The sequence below is a fragment of the Mycoplasma sp. ATU-Cv-508 genome (assembly GCF_004011945.1).
Classification (GTDB): domain Bacteria; phylum Bacillota_I; class Bacilli_A; order Mycoplasmatales; family Metamycoplasmataceae; genus RYZV01.
Window position 1 is genome coordinate 548,237 of record NZ_RYZU01000001.1, and the last position, 18,651, is coordinate 566,887.

Genomic DNA, 18,651 nt, shown 5'->3' on the forward strand with positions numbered 1-18,651 from the left:
TTATAATCAAAATAAGTCTGAATGAGAGTCAAAACGGGGAGATTTTAGTACGATGCGAGTTAGTAAAAAGTTTTTTTGCGCCTTGATCGGCGGTTGTGCGCTAACTTTTAGCGTTTCGGGAGTCTTAGCTTGCGGAGCCGCAGGTCGAGTTCAAACGTTCAGTAAAATTGGTTTAGTTACCGACACGGGTTCGCTTTATGACTTTTCTTTTAACCAACAAGCTTGGGAAGCGATCCAGGCCTTAGATCCAAAGGCCACTCAGGCTGACAGCGTAGTGATGCCTTCGTCGCTCGATTCCAGTGCGCTTGAGCAAGGTTACAAACGCTTTTTCAAAGACAGAGGCAAGGAAATTGCCGTTGCTAACGGTTTTTACCACGCCGAAGCGATCCAACGTTTTAACCGTAACAATAATTCCGGGGAAGGCGTTTTCATTTTGAACGACGCGGAACTGCCAGCTGTTAACAATGTTGCTTCAATTGTTTATGACACTCGAACCGCTTCATTTCTGGCTGGTTACTTAGTTAGTCTTTACCTTGAGGCTCGCAGCGATATTTACCCGATGCCCAAAGTTGGTACTTGGGGAGCTAAAAACATTTCCAATGTAACTGACTTTATGATCGGCTTTATTTACGGCGTTAATTACTACAACATTAACCGTCCGTCGGGCAAACAATCAATCGCTTTTGGGCGGTTTGCTAATCGCGATTCGTACACTAACTCTGGTTTTGAAAAAGGCGGCGGTACTAAACAAGCCGATGAACTTTTAGCCGAAGGAGTCAGCGTGCTTTTTCCTGTGGCCGGAATTCAAACGTCTGACGCAATTAGCAGAATTGAAAATTTGGGCGAAAGTTCCCGCAACACACTCAAGGTGGTCGGAGTCGATAGCGACATGGTGCTAAGATACCCCGACAAACCCCAGTACTTTTTGACCTCAGTGATCAAAAATACCAAAGCGGCGATTATGGGCATGCACCGAGTTTTAGCGGGCAGCCCCGAAGCTGACCCTGACATTTTTAAGGGCTTAGGCGCTACGACAGTCGGAAATTTATCCAACCAACTAACTGGAGTAGCTAATAACAGCGGTTCGGCAGCTTGGAGAGAAGTAAGTAATTCAGGAGCAATTTACCAAAAGGCAGTTGGGCCGGAAATAGTTGATATCGCCATTAAAACTGTGGTTGAAAAAACTTGAGACGAAGCGCTCATTTTGCTAGAGTCAATGAACCGCAACGAAATCCGTTTCTAGCATTTTTAGTTGGTCAAACTACGTTATTTAAACTTAGCAAGGAAAGTTTCTTTCCATAGTTTTGCCTTGAAGTGCGATGCTATAATGCTCTATGAAAATGATGAAAGGAAATTCTGATGCGTAATACTAAGAAGTTAATGTTGGCTAGCCTGCTCGTTTGGGCAGTTTGCCAGCTCTGAGTTTGGTCGCTTGCGGCGGAGGTGTGGCAGCCGGAGCAACTAACATCGGTCTTGTAACCGACGCGGGTTCAATCAACGATAAGTCGTTTAACCAACAAGCTTGGGAAGGGGTCAAAGCAGTTGATCCAACCGTCTCTGAAGCGAAAAACGTGGTGCGTCCTTCAGCAACTAGTCCAGCTGCAATTGTTTCTGGTTACAAAACACTTTTAACTAACGGGATTAAAAACATTGTCGCGCCTGGCTTTTACCACCGCGATGCAATTGAGCTTTTTAACCAGGAACAAGGCGCTGCGAAAGATGACGTTAGGTTTATGCTACTTGACACGGAACTAGAAAATCGTGCGTCAAACACAGCTGAACTTACTTACGATACCCTTTTCGGCTTCATTTCTGGCTGGTTACTTAACTAGTCTTTGGTTTGAAACTCAAGTCGAGCAATACCCCGAGCCCAAAGTTGGTATGTGAGGTGGCGGTCCTTTTCAAGGCGTAACTGATTTTATGATCGGTCTAGTTTACGGAATTAAGTACTACAACGAAACACGCGCAGTTGGTAAAAAAAGCGGTTTCTTTCGCGACTTTCAACAACAAAGATAATTACACTGATACCGGTTTTGAACCAGGTAAAGGTCGGGCAAGAGCCGACGCGTTAATCGCCAGCGGAGCTAAAGTTATTTTTCCAGTCGCCGGACCTCAAATTCAAGATGTTTTCGCATCCGCAGAAGCAGCTGGTAAAAACGACATTCGCGTAATCGGAGTCGACACAGACATGGCTAATCGTTACGACAAGCAAAAAGACTGGTTCATTACTTCGGTTCTTAAAAACATTAAAGACTCGGTGAGTGGACTTTACAAAGTTATTACCAATTCGCCTGACGCTGACAAAGAAACTTTCAAAGGTCTTGGTCAAATTACCCGCGGTAACTTTGCTAACAAACTAACCCAATTAGCTGATAACACCACGCTAGGTGCCTGGTCAAAAGTGAGCGATCCGGGCAGTTTTTACAAAAAAGTGGTTGAGGACAAAGCGCTAATCACAAAAGCGGAAGACTTAACCAAAGGCAAAACTTGGGACGACGCTTACAACGAATTAATTAAACTTGACAACAACGACATTAGAGCGTAAATACCACTAACAAGAGCACTTTCTAAACTAGCCGCGAGGCTAGTTTTTTTGCTACGATTAGAGCTTTTAAACGTTAAGTGCTCGCTTGCCAAAAGGGTCCATTTGAAAAAAACTCGCTTGCCAAAAGGCCTTAGTATAATGGTATTATCAAACTGATTAATTAGACATTAGTAGGAGCAGAGCAAAAATTATCGCAAGGAGTTTTTGGATGAAAGTAGAAGCGGTCAAAACTTGGGAAGATTAAAAAAAACTTAAACACGCTTTTTACGGACCGACGGGACCAGTCGTTAAACTCAAGCAACAACTTAAAAAGCTTCGCCGTCCGAAAAAACCCGCGCTTGGTAAAAAACTGCAAACTTTAGTGGCTGCCCAGGAGCAAAAATTTGCTGCGGTCGTCAAAAACCTGGAACTTGAAGCGGTTGAAAAAAAGAATTAAAACCGAAACCGTGGACATTAGCACTCCCATTGGCCCTGCCGGTAGTTTGCACCCGCTAACTTTAATTGCTAACCGCGCTCGTCAGTGACTACTTAGTCAAGGATACTTTGAGACAAGCGGATCGGTAGTTGAAAATGACGAATTTAATTTTGAACGACTTAGCGTTCCTAAAGACCATCCTTCGCGCGAAATGCACGACACGCTTTACATTGACAAAGTTTTACTGCTGCGCACGCACAATACCAGTTTATCGGCCCGCGAAATGGCCGAGCGACCTAACCAAAATTTTGCCCAGTTTTCGATCGCAGCGTCTACCGCAACGACGTGGACGATGCAACGCACTCACACCAATTTTTGAACTAGATTTAGTTAATGTGGGTCCTTACGGACTTCCTGAGTTAATTTGAACTTTAGAAAATTTAGTTAACTTCATTTTGGAAGGGAAGTACGAAATTCGTCTCCGTCCTTCGTACTTTCCTTTCACGAGTCCGTCGCTGGAAATGGACATTAAAATCGCCGGACGCTGAACGGAAGTTTTGGGGGCTGGATTAATTGCTCGGAGCGTTTTTGACAAAGCCGGCTACCAAAGCAACCAAAATGGTTTTGCGGCCGGAATTGGTCTTGACCGTCTGGCGATGGTAAAGTACCAAATTCCTGACATCCGCGAATTTTACAAGAATGATCTCCGCTTTTTAAGTCAGTTTAGAGGAGCCGAAAAATGCTTTTCTCATTAAAGGAGTTAAGGCGTTTAGCTAACTTACCAATTGAAATGGGCGACCAACTGGTTGTTGATGCGCTAGTTCAACTCGGTTTTGAGGTTGAATCGCAAACCGCGTTTCCTTACGTTGAGAAAGTTAAGTTTGGGCGCGTTCACGCGGTTGAACCCAATCCCCAGGCCGACCGTCTTTCGGTTTGCCAAGTGGTTTTTAACGACCTAACTCGCACGATTCAAACAAGTGCGACTAACGTGAGAGTCGGAGCGGTAGTGGCTGCTTTTGTAAGCGGATCAAAGCTGGGCGAAACAATCTTTTCACCCCGCAAGATGCAAGGCGTTGTTTCCGAAGGGATGCTAATTTCGCTGAGCGAAGTCGGTTATCCAAGCGCGCTGTTGGGCGAGCTGGGCGAAGGAATCACACTTTTTGAAACTGACACCGACCTTAATTTAAATCCCATCGACTTTTTAGGTTTAAACGACACTTTACTCGACATTACCGTTTTACCAAATCGCCCTAACAGTCGCTGTTACCAAGCGATCGCCCGCGAGTTAGCCGCTTTTTTTCACCGTCAAGTGACGCGCGAACATTGAAATAAGTTTCGTCCGTTTGGCAATTTAAAAGCTAGCGCTCTGGCTGGCAACGACTACGTTTTGGTCGGTGCCAAAGCTGATTTTCAAATCACTTGAGCCGAAAAAACTGCTTATCGTTAAAAGCGGGTTTGCTTTAGGCGACAAAATCACCAACTTAATTAACTTAACTCTTTTAATGAGCGGCTTACCCATTAGCGTTTACGACCAGGACAAAATTGGAACCTCGCTCAGTTTGGTCAAGGTGTCAGACGAAAACATTGCTTGGGCTGACCACCGCTACAACTTAAGAAACAACTTGGTTGTTCGCGACAAAAGTCAAATTATTGGTTTAACTGGTCTTGGCCCCATCGATTTTTTCCGTGCTAGCGAACTTTCCAAACAACTGGTGATTGAAGTGGCAGTTTTTAACCGCGCCGATGTGTTAGCAAACTTAAAGTTAACCGCCGCCAGCGGCTCTAGTTCCCAGGGTCAAATTCACGCCCGATCGCTTGGAATTGGCGCGCTTTTAAGAGCGCTCAGTTTTTTAAAAACGCGCTTAGGTGACCTAACCAGTTTAACCGGTTTTAAACTTCCGCCCCGGCGTTTACTTGAGTTAGATAACCAAGTTCTTAGTCAAATTGCGGGCGAAGACATTAGTCAAACCGACAAGTTTGTGGCAGCCATGCTCAGTCTTGAAACAATCGGTTTTGAAATTGACCGCGGCAAAATAGCTCTTCCCTACGATCGCCAAGACGTGATTAGTCAATCGGACTTAGCGAGCGAAATTTTGCGTTTTTACGGGCTAGGTTTTTTAAAACCACGACCACCCGCGCCGAGTCGAGGTGAGGTCGTCTGACCAAAACAATTAATTTGAAAACTAGTCGGTTTCGGTTTGAGTCAGATCTATTCTTACTTGCTAGTGGATTGGGAAGATAACCAGTTTGATTTTTTTAAGCTTGGTAAACCGATCAAACTTTTAGATTACCCTTCAAAACTTTACAGCAGCATTCGTAACTCGCTAGTGAGCAGTTTTTTGCCGATCGTAGATTACCACTTAAAACGGAAAATAAGTCCGCTGGGTTTTTTTGAAATTGGTCAAATCCACTTAAACACCAAAGTTTTAGGTCTTTGCCAAACTGAGACGGATTTTCAATCTTTTAAAACAAAAGTGGCCGCTCTATGTCCGCCCGGGTCAGTTTTGTCCGCAGCACTTACGTCCATTTACACCCAGGTCAAAGCGCTGAGATTTTGCTTAACAAACAAAAGATTGGTTACCTTGGCCAACTTCACCCGGCTTTTTACGATCAACCGGTTTACTTTGCCGAAATTAACTTAACCCACTTAGCCAAACTCCAAGAGACCAAAGCGCTCACCTTTAGCGCTTACCAAAACGATCCGCTCAAAGTTCGCGACTTGACGCTTAGTTTTAAGCCCGGGAGAGCGCCGAAAAAACACTCACCCAAATTAGTGCCATTCCGGGAATTTGGCAAATTCAAGAAATTGGTCGCTACCTTAAAAAAGATGGTCAAGTTAATGTGACTTACCGGGTGAGCGGACATGCGAAGGCGATCGGAATCTTTGAAAGTAAGTTTTACCGCACGTAGACCCGCCCGGTTTAGTCTATATTTAAGTTGGTGTTTATGAAAAAAAATCTCAACGTTTTGTTCATCGGAGACATTTTTGGTCGGCCAGCTGTCGAAGCGTTAGCAACTTGCCTGGCTAAGTTAGTTAAACTTCACCGGGTTGATTTTGTGATTGCTCAAAGCGAAAATGTATCCGATCGCAAGGGACTAGTCAAGGCCGATTATGAACGTCTAAAAGAAATCGGCGTCCAAGCTTTTACGCTTGGCAATCACGTTTGAGCCAAAGACGGCATTAAACAAATTATTGCTAACTCGGACGTGATTCGCCCTTTCAACGTCCACAGCGATTACCCGGGTGAGGGAACGCGCGTTTTTAAAATTGCTTCCCAAACTTTGCGGGTCACTTCCATGCTCGGAGTGACTTTTAACGAATTAACTGACAATTGGAAACAAAGTCAGGCCGACAATTTTTTTGACGCCTTTGATTTGATTGAGAAAGACTATCCGCGCACGGATTACCACCTAATTGATTTTCACGGGGAAACAACGAGCGAAAAAAAATGTTTTTGGTCTTTACGTGGATGGTAAGGCGAGCGCTCTAGTTGGTACGCACACCCACGTCCAAACTAACGACGCCCGCATTTTGCCGCGCGGCCTAGCTTACATTACTGACGCTGGTATGACTGGTCCGAGCAACTCAGCGATCGGTGCCGAGTTTAAAAGTGTCTACCGTAAAATGCGCTTTGACGCTCGGAGCAAGTTTATCGTTTCGCAAAACCGCGTCCAGTTTAACGGCGTTTTAATTCGTTTTTCTCCGCACGGGCACAAAATTAAGAGTTTAAACTTTCTAGTTTAATTTAAGATTGTTATACTTCTATCAGTTACTTGGTATTCAAGCACATGGATAAACATAACCAACCTCGCAAAAACGCCTGAGGAACGATCAGGCGTGTTTTTGGTCGCGGTGTTCAGGCGACTTTAAACAGCGTGGAATGAATTGGTAATAAGTTTCCTAAACCGATTTACCTTTTCCTATTTTTAGTTATTATCATCGTTTTTGTTTCAATGATTTTAAGTCTCGCCGTGCCAAACGGAGTTGTTTTAGAAGGTCTTAACCAAGACCAACCGGTTCACTTTTTCAACTTGATTGGTCGAGACGGAATTATTTGGTGACTGAAAAACTTCATTCCCAACTTTATGGCTCTTTCCACAACGGGAATTGTCATCATCACCACCGTCTTTGTTAATGTGGCCGAAAAAGCTGGTTTTGTCGATTTAGTGATGCGGAAAATTGCGACTGCCGTTTCGCGCAAAATTCTCACGCCGATGATGATTATGATTGGTTGCTTAACTAACTTAGCGGCTGACGCGGGTTACTTAATTTTGATTCCTCTAGCTGGACTGCTTTACTACCGGGCTGGTCGCCACCACTAGCGGGGATTGCGGCTGTTTTTGCTGGCGTGTCGGGCGGGTTTGTCACCACGCTTTTGCCAGGAACGATTGACGTGATTATGACTTCACTGACTAACGATATTTTGGCTCAGCAAGGTTATGAACATTTGAGCATCAACCCGATGTCAATTTACTACTTCACGCTCACACTGTTTTTCCTTTACATTATTGTCGGTTGAGCTTTGACTGATTTAGTGATTGAAAAAAGACTCCACCAACGTTATAAATTTGAGCGTCCAGCTCACATCGTGGTTGGTGAAAAAACTAAACTGACCCATCTTCAACGCCGGGGATTAATCGCGGCCCTAATTTTTATCGCGCTTTACGTAATTGTTTTTGTGCTGTTTATTACCGTCCCCGGAGCACCTTTTAGCGGTTTTATTTACGAGATTCAAAACATTCCCGCCGGTTTTAAAATTCAAGATTACCAGCCGCTCAACCACCTAGCTCTAATCATCGGCTTTCTTTTTCTGGGATTGGAATAGTTTACGGCTTTTTTGCCCAAACTTTTAAATCGCCTCAAGATGTAATTGATAGTTTAGTGGAAGGTTTTAAAAAAGTCGTTCCGGCTCTAATTCTTTTCATGGTCATGGCTCAGTTTATCGCGGCACTGAGTCAATCTAACATCGGAATTGTATCGGGGTATTACTTGGGGATCGGTCTAGTCAAAATTTCTAATCCGCTCGTCGTGTTGGCGCTTTTTGTAATCGTAGTGGCATTTTTTAACTTGATGATGGCCGGCTTAACTTCTAAGTGGGGCATCTTAGGTCCGATCTTTCTATTAGCTCTTGCCAAGGCGGGCATTGATCCAAGCGTGACCACGGCTGCTTACCGGGTTGGCGATAGCGCGACTAATTTAATTGCTCCTTTGATGGCTTACTTTCCGCTCATTTTAATGTGAACCAAAGATTGGGTAGTTAAGGAACAGCGCGCACGGTTTGAGATGGGCTCGCTTATGTCAATCATGTTTCCGTACGCGGTGTGCTTTTTAATTGTCGGTTTAACGACTCTCCTAGTTTGGGTAGCGATCGGTACACCGCTTGGAGTCGGCAGTCATGTTTACCTCAAACCTTCGGAAGAAGACCTAGCTTTTTTGGCGCCTTTCCAATCGGATTGACGGCTCGTTAATTCACCAACCGAAATTTTTAAATTGAGAATTTAAAGCCGCTACTGGACGGGATATTTTGGTTTTTTTGAACCTAAATGCTACAATATAGGTGCTATTCTAATTTCGAGGAATAGCGATCCAATACCAAGATCATTCGAGATCTCTATAGAGGTTTTAAAACAGAAAGGTTTGTTTAAAACAATTAGTATGAATAAAAAATTATTCTTGAGTTTCGGAGCGCTAATTGGGATTACAGCACCACTTGCAGCTGTGGTAGCTTGCGGTCCTAAAGCGAAAACCGATGACGAGTTGGTGAAAGAGTACACTGGTAAAATCCAGACTTCTTACACCACCACAAAGAAAAGATGTCCTTGTAGATACTTTAAACCTTAAAGTAAACGATGAGACAAAAGCCGAAGTACTAGGAATTGCAGATTTTCCTAAGCCTGATGAGGCTACAGTTGTAACAATGACTGTTGCTCAATTGGACGCAGCTGCAGGTACTGTAAAAGTTAAAGTTGATGTTAAAAGAGGTAGCGCTACGGATTCAAAAGAAGTTAATGTTACTGGCTTCAAAAAACCAGACGCACCTTCTGATGACCAAAAAGCTGTTGACGAATATCTAGCTGGAATTCAAACTTCTTACACAACTAGCAAAACTACCACAGCGGCATCTGCATCAGGTATCTCAACTTCAACAACTTGAAACACTATTGCGGAAGCAAATACCGCTTTGGGTACAACAATTCCAACAACACTTCCAGAAGGAATTACAGTCACATTTAAAGTAACTGCTGTGGAAACACCAACGGGAGCACAAGGGAGCGTTAAATTCGATCTTACCGCAACCAAAGGAAGCACCAGCAAAGCAAAATCAGTCACAGTTACTGGATGAGCAGCTGAGGCCTAAGCAGATATCTCTTTTTAAGTTAAACAACAAAAAACAAGCAATTAAATCTTAAGATTTTGCATAAGACTAACCGCGAGGTTAGTCTTTTTTATCGTTTATAATCAGAACAGTTTACAGAGCAGGAGGTTGGCAGATGAAAATTGACTTGCACTTGCATTCGCCCGCTTCCTCGTCCAACGGCGATTCGATTGGATGAAAATCGCTCCACCACGCGCTGCAAAAGTTAAAACTGCATCGCGTTAAAGTCGCGTCTTTTACCGACCACAACACTTTTGACGCCCAGTTTTACTTACAAGCTCGTCAACTAGCCAAAACCGCTGACATTCATCTTTTACCTGGAATCGAGGTGGATGTGCTGCGCTCCAACGATCGCCGGGCCAACTTACTAATAATTTTTGACGGCGATCTAAGCTCAGCAGAACTACAGCAGATTGAGCAAATTGCTCGGCAAAACCTTCTTTTTAAACAGGGTATCAGCATTAATAAGATCAACGAGTTATTTAGCGATTTTGAAACGCTCAGAATTCCCCACGTGGGCAAAAACGACTTTTTTTGCCCCGAAGATTTAAAACTACTTCGCTACGACGCGGTGGAAGTTAGTAGTTTTGACCACCCCAACTACCGCAAGTATTGCAAAACCGATGCGCAAAAAGCGGTCGTCGCTTTTTCCGATACCCACGTTTGGAAAAAATACCCTCAACACGGAAAAAAACTGATTACTTGGGTGCCTATTAATGAAAAGTCTTTGACAGCTTTAAAAACCGTCTTGGCCCAGCCAAGTGTTTACGCGCGAGAAGGAGAACCATGTTAAAGAAAATAGTTTTTGGAGATTTAGAAGATCTTAGTCAGTCAAAAAAACGAGTTGAAGTTGAGTTTGGCAAACGGTCCAATGTAATTGTTGGGCCCAAGGGCGGCGGCAAGTCGACGCTTTTTGATTTAGTAGCCGGACTAAAGAAAAACGTTATTTACCAAAATGTAATTGACGCTTTAGAAAGTTTTGGTCTGGAATTTTTAAAAGCCGAAAAATTTAACGGCGAAATTATTTCGGTTCACAGTTTGTCGCTGCGGACCGCTAAGACGCGTTTGCAAGATTATGCGCAGCGACACGACGTAATTTACCAACAGGATCCGATCAAGGAAAATTTGCACAACTCCAAAGAAATCACTAAGAAAAAAGAACGCTTTGCCCACGAAGTGGTCGCCCGTGCTGAATCGGTCCAGAAACTAATAGAGAAGATATCTAATTTCCACCACGGCATGGTAAGGGTAAAAAGTTTTAATGACAAACAAATTAATTGAGCTAATCTTTTTCCTTGAAAGGCCAACAAAAAAAACGGCGATGATTTAATTATCAAATTAAATTACGATTCTCATCCGCAAATTATTGAGCTAAAACGTCAAAGACAAATGTTGGAAAAATCTGGCCAGGAAAGTCAAGATTACCAGCGCCACACGCTTTGGCAACTCAAAATAATTTGGACAAACTTGACCAGTTGTCTTCCGAAAGTCGCGAGCAATTGCGTAAGCAGTTAGTGAAGTTAGACGAGCAAATTGGCGTTTTAAACAAGTTTTTCACCCAACAAATTAGTTGGCTTGATCGGATCAAAAAGTTTTTACTTTGGTTTGAAAACGCTTACCAAAAAGTGGTTGAAAAAATGAAGGCCAAATCGTTCGAGAAGGCCGGAATCAAAGAGTTTCAAATTAAAGCTGAAACCCATTTTCGTGATTACGCAAAACTCATTCGTTACCAAAGAGACTATTTCACGATTTGCTCGTCAATCCGATTCAACTCAGTTTTGACGAATCACAAGAAGGCACGTATTTCTTGGCTTTTGAAATCAAAAAGAGTGTCGAACTTCAGCAAGTTCAAATTTACGATTTGATTTCCCAAGTTCTCTATAAGCCGGCTTCAAATAACGACATCGGAGACTGAATTAAGAAGGTGCTGGAAAAAGGGCTCAAAGATTTTGAGCCGGGCAAAATTCGTAAAAAACTAGCTCAAATCGTCAAAGAAGAAGTTAACGTTTTAGCCAACGGCAAAAATTACGAAACAATGTCGCTCGGAGAAAAATCAATTTACGGGATTGAGTACAAACTCCGTGAATCAGCCGGTGAAACGCTTTTCTTAGACCAACCGAGGACAACTTAGATAATGAGACGATCGCTGAGCGCGTGCTGAACCTAATAAACGATCACAAAGAGCAAATTTTTATGGTTACCCACAACGCCAATTTAGGGATTTTGTCCCGGCCTGACAAAGTTATTATCGCTAATTTGCACGGCCAAGACGCTTTGCCTTACCAAGAAGGCCACTGGATCAGCGTTGACCAGCCAGTTGCTGATGGAACGCTTTACTTAGAAGGTGGTACGCAGTTTTTAGAAAAAAGGTACCAGATTGTGAAAGGAAAAAGATATGACAATTAAAATTAAACAAGCTTTGGCATCCCAAGAGGGAGATTTTTCTCCGATTGAAGTCAGTTTTGCTTCCGAGAAGTTAATTATTTCACCCGATTCAGACCAGTGAAACAACCAAGGAATTAACAGTTTTTTGACTAAATTGGCTGCTAACACTCCGTCTGAGGGCAAAATCGAAGTCGAGTATGACGAGCAAAACCGCGGCGAAATCTATCTTTACGTGGTCCAACTCTTTAAAACTTTTCAAGACCAATATAACTCGGAGTCCTTAACGGAAAAGTAGTTTTAGTGTTAAACTGACTTTCTAATGAGTCGGTTAGTTTTTTTGACCCAAGGATTAAATTGGAAGTGCACTTTTCCGAGTGGTTTAATTTACCGCGTTTTCCAAATCGGTCGGAAAATTTTGTTAGTTAAACTCACTTTTGGTGCCGAGTTTGTCAGTGCCAAAGCGCTTGCAACCAAGGGTGGTCAACTTAGTCAGCGCGATCAAAATGCGCTAACTAGTCAAATTAAGCGTTGGTTAGGTTTTGGCGACCCCTACCTTAACGAGTTTCACCGCTTAGCCGTCCAAGACGATTGGTTAAAACCAATCTTAGCTGCTCACCGCGCCTGCCCTTTGGTCGGGCAAAGCGATTTCTACCGCGCCCTAGTTTGAACAATTATCGGTCAACAAATTAGCATGGCGGCGGCTCGAACAATTTTTGAGCGTTTCATTAGCACTTACGGCGACAAATTAGTTTACCAAGGTCAAACTTACCACGCTTTTCCCGGTCCAAAATTAGTCGCTACTTTAAAGGTTGAAAGTTTAACAGCCGTCAAAATTTCCAGACCCAAAGCAAAGTCAATTTTAAAAATTAGTCAAATGATGGTGACTAGTCAGTTTGACTACCGAGCTTTAGAAAAGGTCAGCGACTTAGAGCAGTTAGTTAGTTGCTTAGTCGCTCTACCTGGTATAGGCCCTTGGTCGGCCCACTACTTAGCGATGCTTTATTTTCGCCATCCCGACGCTTTTCCAGCTCAAGATGCTGGTCTAATCAAAGCAATTAAGTTGCTTAGCAGGCAGCAATTGGTTGACGAACAAGTTTGAAAAAAAGAAGTTAGAAAAGTGGCAGGGATTTCGTGCTTACGCGGTTTATTTTTGTGAAAATACTTAGTTTAGCGTTTTGACAAGAAATTTTAACGACAAGTCGTTAAGAGAGTTTTTTAAAATTCCGGTCTTGCGAGCCGAGTTTTTGACCATATAATTAAAAGGTGAAACAAGCATCTGATCCGACCGAAAACCGTTTGTTTAACCGACCTATTTGCATAGTTTACTTTTTCTTAAGGTCAAAAAACGACAAGTTTAGTGATCGTTATTCACCAAGGAGTTGCCCGTGGAGTTAAAACCGCTTTTCCAGACTTCAACCATTAAAATTGTCACTTCGCCAGCCACAAGCGTTAAAAAAAGTTTAGGGCGCCGCACCAAAGTCAGTGAAGATCCGCTCGGGGTCATCCCAACGGGTATTTTTCGGGTAATACGTTCAGAAATTTTGCGTCAAAAATTAACGCTCATCTTTTTATCGGGACTTCTCTTGGCGCTCGCAATTTGGATCACTTTGTTTGCGCTAGTTTACAAAACGAGTTGAATTAGTTACGTTTTGCCCAGCAGCCTTTTGCTTTTTAGCGTTTATAAGTTTTTGATTACGTTAGTTGAAATGGGATGTATGAGCCGGGCAGTAACACGCTACCGGGAAGACCTACGTTTAGATTTAACTTCGACGCCGCCTTTTTTGGCGACTTTGTACTTAAATCTTTTCAAAAAACAAATCGCCCACAACTGATTAACGTTTGTGATGATTTTCTACGGCGGAATTTTAACGCTTTTGCTCTGGTGACTAAAAGATTTCCAGTGGTGATTTTTTGACTTTAAAAATTGGATCCAAGCTCTTTTTGCTAACCCTACGCTGATGAGTTGAATTTTTACGATCGCTTTAATTACTTTGGCAGTTTTGCACATTTTAATGAGCATTCACCGCCGTAAAAAAATTCTCGAGATTGATGCTTACTTTGGGGCTAAGTTGGCACCAGCGAGCGAAATTGAAACTTTAAAAACAAACCACAACAAATTTTACCGTCGACTGTTTTTGGTCTCATTGCTCGTCATGCTAATTATTCCCGTTATAATCAAAATGGTTGTCTTTACGATCTTGCGTCGCCGTCGCAAGTAGTTTTCAACAAGTTGCCAGGAGGACTTTATGCCAGTCGGAGCTTGAATCGGAATTTTAGTCGTTAGCATTATCATCGCCCTTTTAACCGGCGCAGCCGTCGGTTTTTTCCTAACCAAAAAAATGTTTGAAAAACAACTCCGGGAAAATCCGCCGATCACCGAGAAACAAATTCGTGCCATGTACATGCAAATGGGTCGCAAACCTTCTGAGGCTCAAATTAAAGCGACGATGCGCTCGGTTAAACGAGCAAAATAATTACGCTTCGCCAGTTTTTTAGTTTATAATTTGCCTAGGTCGCCATAGCGCTAGGGTCCACCTGATCCCATCCCGAACTCAGCAGTTAAGCCTAGCAGCGCCGAAAATACCTCCGGGGAAGATAGGACGCGGCTCTTTTTTTTCGCGATTTTTGCGCTTTTACTGGGCGAATTGGTCCCTCAAACGCACCGCGTTATAATCGCTTAACGGCGCTTTTTCAACACTCGTTTGCCACAATGTTCGCTTATAATCTCTATGAAAAACCAACTACCAAGGGGAGGGTCCTCAATTGGCAAATGCGATCGAAATGAAGCATATATCAATGGTCTTTGGCAATTTCGTTGCTAACGATAAAATTGATTTAACGGTCGCCAAAAACTCGGTGCACGCTATCATTGGCGAAAACGGAGCTGGCAAAACGACTTTGATGTCAATTCTTTTTGGACTTTACCAACCCACGAGCGGAACGATTAAAATCAACGGTAAGTTGGCCGCGATTAGGTCACCCCTTGACGCCAATAGGCTCGGAATCGGAATGGTTCACCAACATTTCAAATTAGTCGACATTTTCACTGTCTTTGAAAATGTCACGCTTAACTCCGAAAACACCACGCTAGGTTTTATTACCCAGTCTGAGCAGAAAAAAAGACTGCAAGCTATCGTTGATCGTTACGGGTTGGAACTAGATTTAAAACGTAAGATTTCCCAAGCGAGCGTCGTTGAACAGCAAAGAACCGAAATTTTGAAAATTCTTGCCCGCGATGCTGACATTTTAATTTTGGACGAACCGACTGCTGTTTTAACACCTCAGCAAATTGACGACTTTTTAGCCGCCGTTTTAAATTTAAAAGCCCAAGGCAAAACGATCGTCATCATTTCTCACAAACTAGACGAACTTCGCAAAGTGGCAGACCGAGCAACAATTATTCGCCGCGGAAAAGTGGTTAAGCAGGCAGACATGTCAAAGTTGACCGACAGTCAAATTGTTCGCGCCATGGTTGGGGCTCAGCCGATGCCAAAGCGAGCGCGCAAAGCCAGCCGCCCCGGTCCAGCGCTTTTAAAAATTGAAAACTTGGAAGTTAAAAAGTTAGGCAGCAAGGCGCTAGGACTACGCGATTTTTCGCTGAGCGTTCGCGCCGGTGAAATCGTGGCTATTTGCGGAATTGAAGGAAACGGTCAACAAGAACTTGTTAACGCGATTGCCGGTCTTCAAAAAGTTGAAAAAGGCAGCATTGAGTTTTTGCAACCAGTTTTGCCAAGTGCGAGTCGCCAAAGCATTTTCAAAGCTAAAAAATTAACCGCGCCAACTTCAGAAGTTGCTCTTCAAAGCGTTAACGTGGCTCATAGGTCGGTTAAGAAACGTTACGACGTGGGATTAGCTCACATTCCCTCGGACCGCCATAAATGAGGTCTGGTGTTAGACATGAACGTTTTTGAAAACGCGGTCATCCAAGATTTTAGATTAGCAAGTTTTAGTCGCGCCGGTTTTTTCCGCTACGCCAATGTGCGTAACTACACCAAAAAGATCGTTGAAAAATTTGACGTTCGAACGCCCCACGGCATTAGTTCCATCGTCCGTTTTATGTCCGGAGGTAACCAGCAAAAATTAATTGTTGGCCGGGAACTTTCCCGTTCGAGAGCAAGTATTTTGCTCGTTAGTCAACCAACGCGCGGTCTTGACATTGGCGCGATTAACAAAATTCACCAGTACATTTTAGAGGCCCGGCAAGCCGATAAAGCGGTTTTGCTAGTTAGTTATGAACTCGACGAAATTTTGGCCTTGGCTGACCAAGTCGTGGTAGTTAACCACGGCACCAAAGTGGATCAGCTGCCCATTAGCCAAGTGAGTCGTCAAAAGTTAGGTCAACTAATGACTAGCAAAGCGCTTGAGAAAGGAACCGCTTAGGATGAAGACTAAGAGCGAGCAAACATCAAAACGCTGACCTTGGCATTTACAGTTAATTCGCCTCATCAACAGCGATGGTTCACGCAGCGCTTGGTCCAAAGTAAGAGCTTCGCTAATTGCGATTTTGATCGGGCTAGCGATCGGTCTTTTACCAATTCTGCTCGCAGGCGGTGACCCTTGGGTTGGCTATTACAGAATGTTTACCGCGCCTTTTCACGCGATTAATTTCAACAAAACTATGGTGACGATTTCAATTTTCATTTTGCTTGGCACGGGAATCGGCATTTCCTTCAAAACTGGTCTTTTTAACATTGGAGCCACGGGGCAGTTTTTGATGAGCGGAGCGATTTGCGTTTTAGTTGGCATTCACCTTGATTTACCTAAGGCAGCCGCTTTACCGCTTTTAATTTTGCTTTCAAGCGGCGTGGGAATGGTTTGCGCCCTTGTTCCAGCCGCTTTAAAAGCTTTTTTCAACGTTCACGAAGTCGTTTCCACGATTTTGTTAAACTGGGTTTTCTTTTTCATCGTTAAATGGATTGTGGCTTTACCTCAGTACCAAGATGTATCGGGTTCTACAATTGCGATTCATCCGTCAATGGGATTTACCACCCGACGCGATTCATGGGATTTTCTAATTATTCTAGGTTTGGCTATTTTGTTAAGTTTGATGGTGTTTTTGGTGTTTCGTTACACGACTTTTGGCTACCAATTGCGCGCTAACGGGCTAAGCCCAACCGCGGCTCGTTACGCTGGTATCAATGCCAAGATGATGATTATTTGGGCGATGGTGCTTTCAGGTGCCTTAGCGGGCCTAGCCGGTTTTCTTAACTACTGCACCTTAGAGGGTCGGATTCCGCGGATGGGACACGTTTTGCCTACGATTGCTTTTGAAGCTATCACAGTTACTTTGTTAGCTTTTTCTTCGCCGCTTGGTTCAATTTTAGCCGGCTTATTTTACGGAACTCTTTACAGCGGCCAAGCCTTTGTGACCCAAGCTGGTGGCAACGTGGTCCGCGAAACGGCTCAGCTTAGTCTGGCAATTATCATTTTTACCGCCGCTTTAGCCAGTTCTTTCACGCGTTTTAACATTGGTCAAATCTTAGTTAGGCAAATTAGACTAGGTAGATCCGATTGAGTTAAGCGTCAAAGGCAAATTTACTACCAGAAGCGAGCCCAAATTAAGAGCATCTACCACACTCGGGCACAACTTCTTCGGGATCAAATCCGTCTTAACAAGCAAAAACTCGTCGCTTTGCAGCGGCAATGGAGTGCCGAAGTAGTTCAAGTTGAGAGTTTGTTTAAAAAGGATCAAATTGATTTAGCGACCAAAAACGCTCGTTTAAACCAAATCAACCAACTTTACCAAAGCAAGACCGAGCATTTAATCGGGTCTAACAGCGACCAACTTCGGCGTGAATACCGAATTGAAATTAAAGATCTCAAAGGTCAACACCGCTTTGAAGTTTTGACCCGTCTTGATAAATACGAAACGCTTTGTCAACAGCTTGTTTGACAGTATCGCCACGCTTTAGCCCACGCTGATGACCTTGAGGAAAGAGTCAAAATTAAGCAGCGCTTTTTTGAAGAGAAAACCAAACTTTACGATTGATGGATCGGAGCGGTGAACTAAATGGTTAGCGTGATTGTGATCGGAGCGCTTGTCTCAATTATTATTATTTTTGCCCTAGCTGCGGTTGGCGGCATGGTCAGCGAGAAGGCAGGCGTAATTAACTTGTCAATCGAGGGATTTATGACGATTGGCGCGATTAGTTACGCAGTCTTTGCCAATTTGCCGAGCGTGAAAAACATTTTAGCTTACCAGTGGTTGCTCTTCCCGTTGGCCGGTCTTTTTGGCAGCGTTTTTGCGATTATTTACGCGCTGGCGACGGTCAAACTTAAAGCTAACCAAACTATCGCCGGTATCGCGCTTAATGCACTGGCTGTGGCTATCTCGTTTTTTATAATCAAACTTAAAAAAACTAGCGAGATCGAAATGCAACCTTACCTTTGAACGCTAGGCGAGAATAACCAAAGTTTTGTTTGAATTTTTAACATCGCAGTCTTTTTGGGTTTACCGATGATTGGTCTAGTCATTGTCGTGCTCAACTACACTAAGTTTGGCAAATTAATTAAAGCGGTCGGGGAAAACCCCGACGCCGCGGCTACTTTGGGTGTCAGGGTTGAGTGAATTCAAATTAAAGCGGTGGTTTTTTCGGCTTTCTTTAGCGCCCTAGCCGGCGCGATTTACGCCCAAAACATATCCGGGTATTTTCACGGCACGACTCAGGGAGCCGGATTTTTAGCGGTTGCGCTGGTGATTTTTGGTCAGTGAAAACCGTCGTTGATTCTGCTAGGATCAATTATTTTTGGTTCCATTTATGCCATAATTAACAATGCAACGCTGATTCCGGTGCTTAACACCATTGAGGGAACCGATTTACTGCACACGATTCCTTACCTACTGTCAACGTTAGTCTTAATTTTCAGCTCACGTCATTCCAGAGCTCCCCGATCACTCGGGATTCCTTACTCAATTCAAGGCAGGTAAT

23 protein-coding genes, 1 rRNA gene and 2 pseudogenes are annotated in these 18,651 nt (G+C 43.5%); all 26 read left to right on the forward strand.

Annotation, left to right across the window (positions count from 1 at the left end):
• Positions 1-52 precede the first annotated feature (52 nt).
• The 26 genes and pseudogenes from CSH31_RS03290 (at position 53) to CSH31_RS03400 (ending at position 18,650) form a co-directional block, all read left to right on the forward strand.
• Complete coding sequence (locus tag CSH31_RS03290) at positions 53-1,243, forward strand: BMP family ABC transporter substrate-binding protein (RefSeq protein WP_128008827.1); 1,191 nt, start codon at positions 53-55, stop codon at positions 1,241-1,243.
• A gap of 166 nt (positions 1,244-1,409) precedes the next feature.
• Positions 1,410-1,832 carry a BMP family ABC transporter substrate-binding protein gene (locus CSH31_RS03295; protein WP_161565714.1) on the forward strand — a complete coding sequence of 141 codons (423 nt, stop codon included), beginning with the start codon at positions 1,410-1,412 and terminating at the stop codon, positions 1,830-1,832.
• Between the two features lie 137 nt (positions 1,833-1,969).
• Positions 1,970-2,545: a BMP family ABC transporter substrate-binding protein gene (locus CSH31_RS03300; RefSeq protein ID WP_161565715.1), complete on the forward strand. Its 576-nt coding sequence runs from the start codon at positions 1,970-1,972 to the stop codon at positions 2,543-2,545.
• A 307-nt stretch (positions 2,546-2,852) separates the two neighbouring features.
• Positions 2,853-2,981, forward strand: a pseudogene (locus CSH31_RS04675) (hypothetical protein); the annotation flags it as partial.
• Entirely contained in the window at positions 2,965-3,354 is a 390-nt protein-coding gene (locus CSH31_RS05030; protein WP_345775181.1) for a hypothetical protein, read from the forward strand. The pseudogene CSH31_RS04675 and the gene CSH31_RS05030, both read left to right, overlap by 17 nt.
• Before the next feature lies 1 nt (position 3,355).
• On the forward strand, positions 3,356-3,715 hold the full coding sequence (locus CSH31_RS05035; protein ID WP_345775182.1) for a hypothetical protein: 360 nt from the start codon (positions 3,356-3,358) through the stop codon (positions 3,713-3,715).
• Complete coding sequence (locus tag CSH31_RS03310; RefSeq protein ID WP_128008830.1) at positions 3,700-4,407, forward strand: hypothetical protein; 708 nt, start codon at positions 3,700-3,702, stop codon at positions 4,405-4,407. Before CSH31_RS05035 ends, CSH31_RS03310 begins: the two co-directional genes overlap by 16 nt.
• Entirely contained in the window at positions 4,355-5,602 is a 1,248-nt protein-coding gene (locus CSH31_RS03315) for a phenylalanine--tRNA ligase beta subunit-related protein (RefSeq protein WP_128008831.1), read from the forward strand. The genes CSH31_RS03310 and CSH31_RS03315 overlap by 53 nt, the downstream gene beginning before the upstream one ends.
• A complete protein-coding gene (locus CSH31_RS05040) occupies positions 5,488-5,973 on the forward strand; it encodes a hypothetical protein (protein ID WP_345775198.1) in 486 nt (161 codons plus the stop codon). Before CSH31_RS03315 ends, CSH31_RS05040 begins: the two co-directional genes overlap by 115 nt.
• The gene (locus CSH31_RS03320) at positions 5,907-6,437 is read left to right on the forward strand and encodes a YmdB family metallophosphoesterase (RefSeq protein ID WP_345775183.1); all 531 of its coding nucleotides are present in this window, start codon (positions 5,907-5,909) and stop codon (positions 6,435-6,437) included. The genes CSH31_RS05040 and CSH31_RS03320 overlap by 67 nt, the downstream gene beginning before the upstream one ends.
• Positions 6,427-6,705, forward strand: a complete 279-nt coding sequence (locus CSH31_RS05045; RefSeq protein WP_345775184.1) for a YmdB family metallophosphoesterase — start codon at positions 6,427-6,429, stop codon at positions 6,703-6,705. The genes CSH31_RS03320 and CSH31_RS05045 overlap by 11 nt, the downstream gene beginning before the upstream one ends.
• A 44-nt stretch (positions 6,706-6,749) precedes the next feature.
• Positions 6,750-7,786: pseudogene (locus tag CSH31_RS05050) on the forward strand (AbgT family transporter).
• Between the two features lie 44 nt (positions 7,787-7,830).
• Entirely contained in the window at positions 7,831-8,463 is a 633-nt protein-coding gene (locus tag CSH31_RS05055) for an AbgT family transporter (RefSeq protein ID WP_345775199.1), read from the forward strand.
• A gap of 247 nt (positions 8,464-8,710) precedes the next feature.
• Positions 8,711-9,319, forward strand: coding sequence for a lipoprotein 17-related variable surface protein (locus CSH31_RS03340; protein ID WP_128008835.1), 609 nt, complete (start codon positions 8,711-8,713; stop codon positions 9,317-9,319).
• Between the two features lie 133 nt (positions 9,320-9,452).
• Entirely contained in the window at positions 9,453-10,130 is a 678-nt protein-coding gene (locus tag CSH31_RS03345; RefSeq protein WP_128008836.1) for a hypothetical protein, read from the forward strand.
• Positions 10,124-10,852 carry an AAA family ATPase gene (locus tag CSH31_RS03350; protein ID WP_128008837.1) on the forward strand — a complete coding sequence of 243 codons (729 nt, stop codon included), beginning with the start codon at positions 10,124-10,126 and terminating at the stop codon, positions 10,850-10,852. Before CSH31_RS03345 ends, CSH31_RS03350 begins: the two co-directional genes overlap by 7 nt.
• Positions 10,853-11,087: 235 nt before the next feature.
• Positions 11,088-11,468, forward strand: coding sequence for a hypothetical protein (locus CSH31_RS03355; RefSeq protein WP_128008838.1), 381 nt, complete (start codon positions 11,088-11,090; stop codon positions 11,466-11,468).
• Between the two features lie 23 nt (positions 11,469-11,491).
• Positions 11,492-11,743 carry a hypothetical protein gene (locus tag CSH31_RS03360; RefSeq protein WP_128008839.1) on the forward strand — a complete coding sequence of 84 codons (252 nt, stop codon included), beginning with the start codon at positions 11,492-11,494 and terminating at the stop codon, positions 11,741-11,743.
• Positions 11,733-12,017 carry a hypothetical protein gene (locus CSH31_RS03365; protein WP_127942985.1) on the forward strand — a complete coding sequence of 95 codons (285 nt, stop codon included), beginning with the start codon at positions 11,733-11,735 and terminating at the stop codon, positions 12,015-12,017. Before CSH31_RS03360 ends, CSH31_RS03365 begins: the two co-directional genes overlap by 11 nt.
• A gap of 24 nt (positions 12,018-12,041) precedes the next feature.
• Positions 12,042-12,893, forward strand: coding sequence for a DNA-3-methyladenine glycosylase (locus CSH31_RS03370; RefSeq protein WP_128008840.1), 852 nt, complete (start codon positions 12,042-12,044; stop codon positions 12,891-12,893).
• A 214-nt stretch (positions 12,894-13,107) separates the two neighbouring features.
• Entirely contained in the window at positions 13,108-13,941 is an 834-nt protein-coding gene (locus tag CSH31_RS03375; protein ID WP_128008841.1) for an MSC_0882 family membrane protein, read from the forward strand.
• A gap of 27 nt (positions 13,942-13,968) precedes the next feature.
• Positions 13,969-14,196 carry a YneF family protein gene (locus CSH31_RS03380; protein WP_127942988.1) on the forward strand — a complete coding sequence of 76 codons (228 nt, stop codon included), beginning with the start codon at positions 13,969-13,971 and terminating at the stop codon, positions 14,194-14,196.
• A 34-nt stretch (positions 14,197-14,230) separates the two neighbouring features.
• Positions 14,231-14,334, forward strand: a 5S ribosomal RNA gene (gene rrf, locus CSH31_RS03385).
• 184 nt (positions 14,335-14,518) lie between these two features.
• On the forward strand, positions 14,519-16,102 hold the full coding sequence (locus CSH31_RS03390; RefSeq protein WP_236630707.1) for an ABC transporter ATP-binding protein: 1,584 nt from the start codon (positions 14,519-14,521) through the stop codon (positions 16,100-16,102).
• A gap of 1 nt (position 16,103) precedes the next feature.
• Entirely contained in the window at positions 16,104-17,732 is a 1,629-nt protein-coding gene (locus CSH31_RS03395; RefSeq protein ID WP_127942990.1) for an ABC transporter permease, read from the forward strand.
• Positions 17,733-18,650: an ABC transporter permease gene (locus CSH31_RS03400; RefSeq protein WP_127942991.1), complete on the forward strand. Its 918-nt coding sequence runs from the start codon at positions 17,733-17,735 to the stop codon at positions 18,648-18,650. It begins immediately after the preceding gene.
• Position 18,651: the final 1 nt, after the last annotated feature.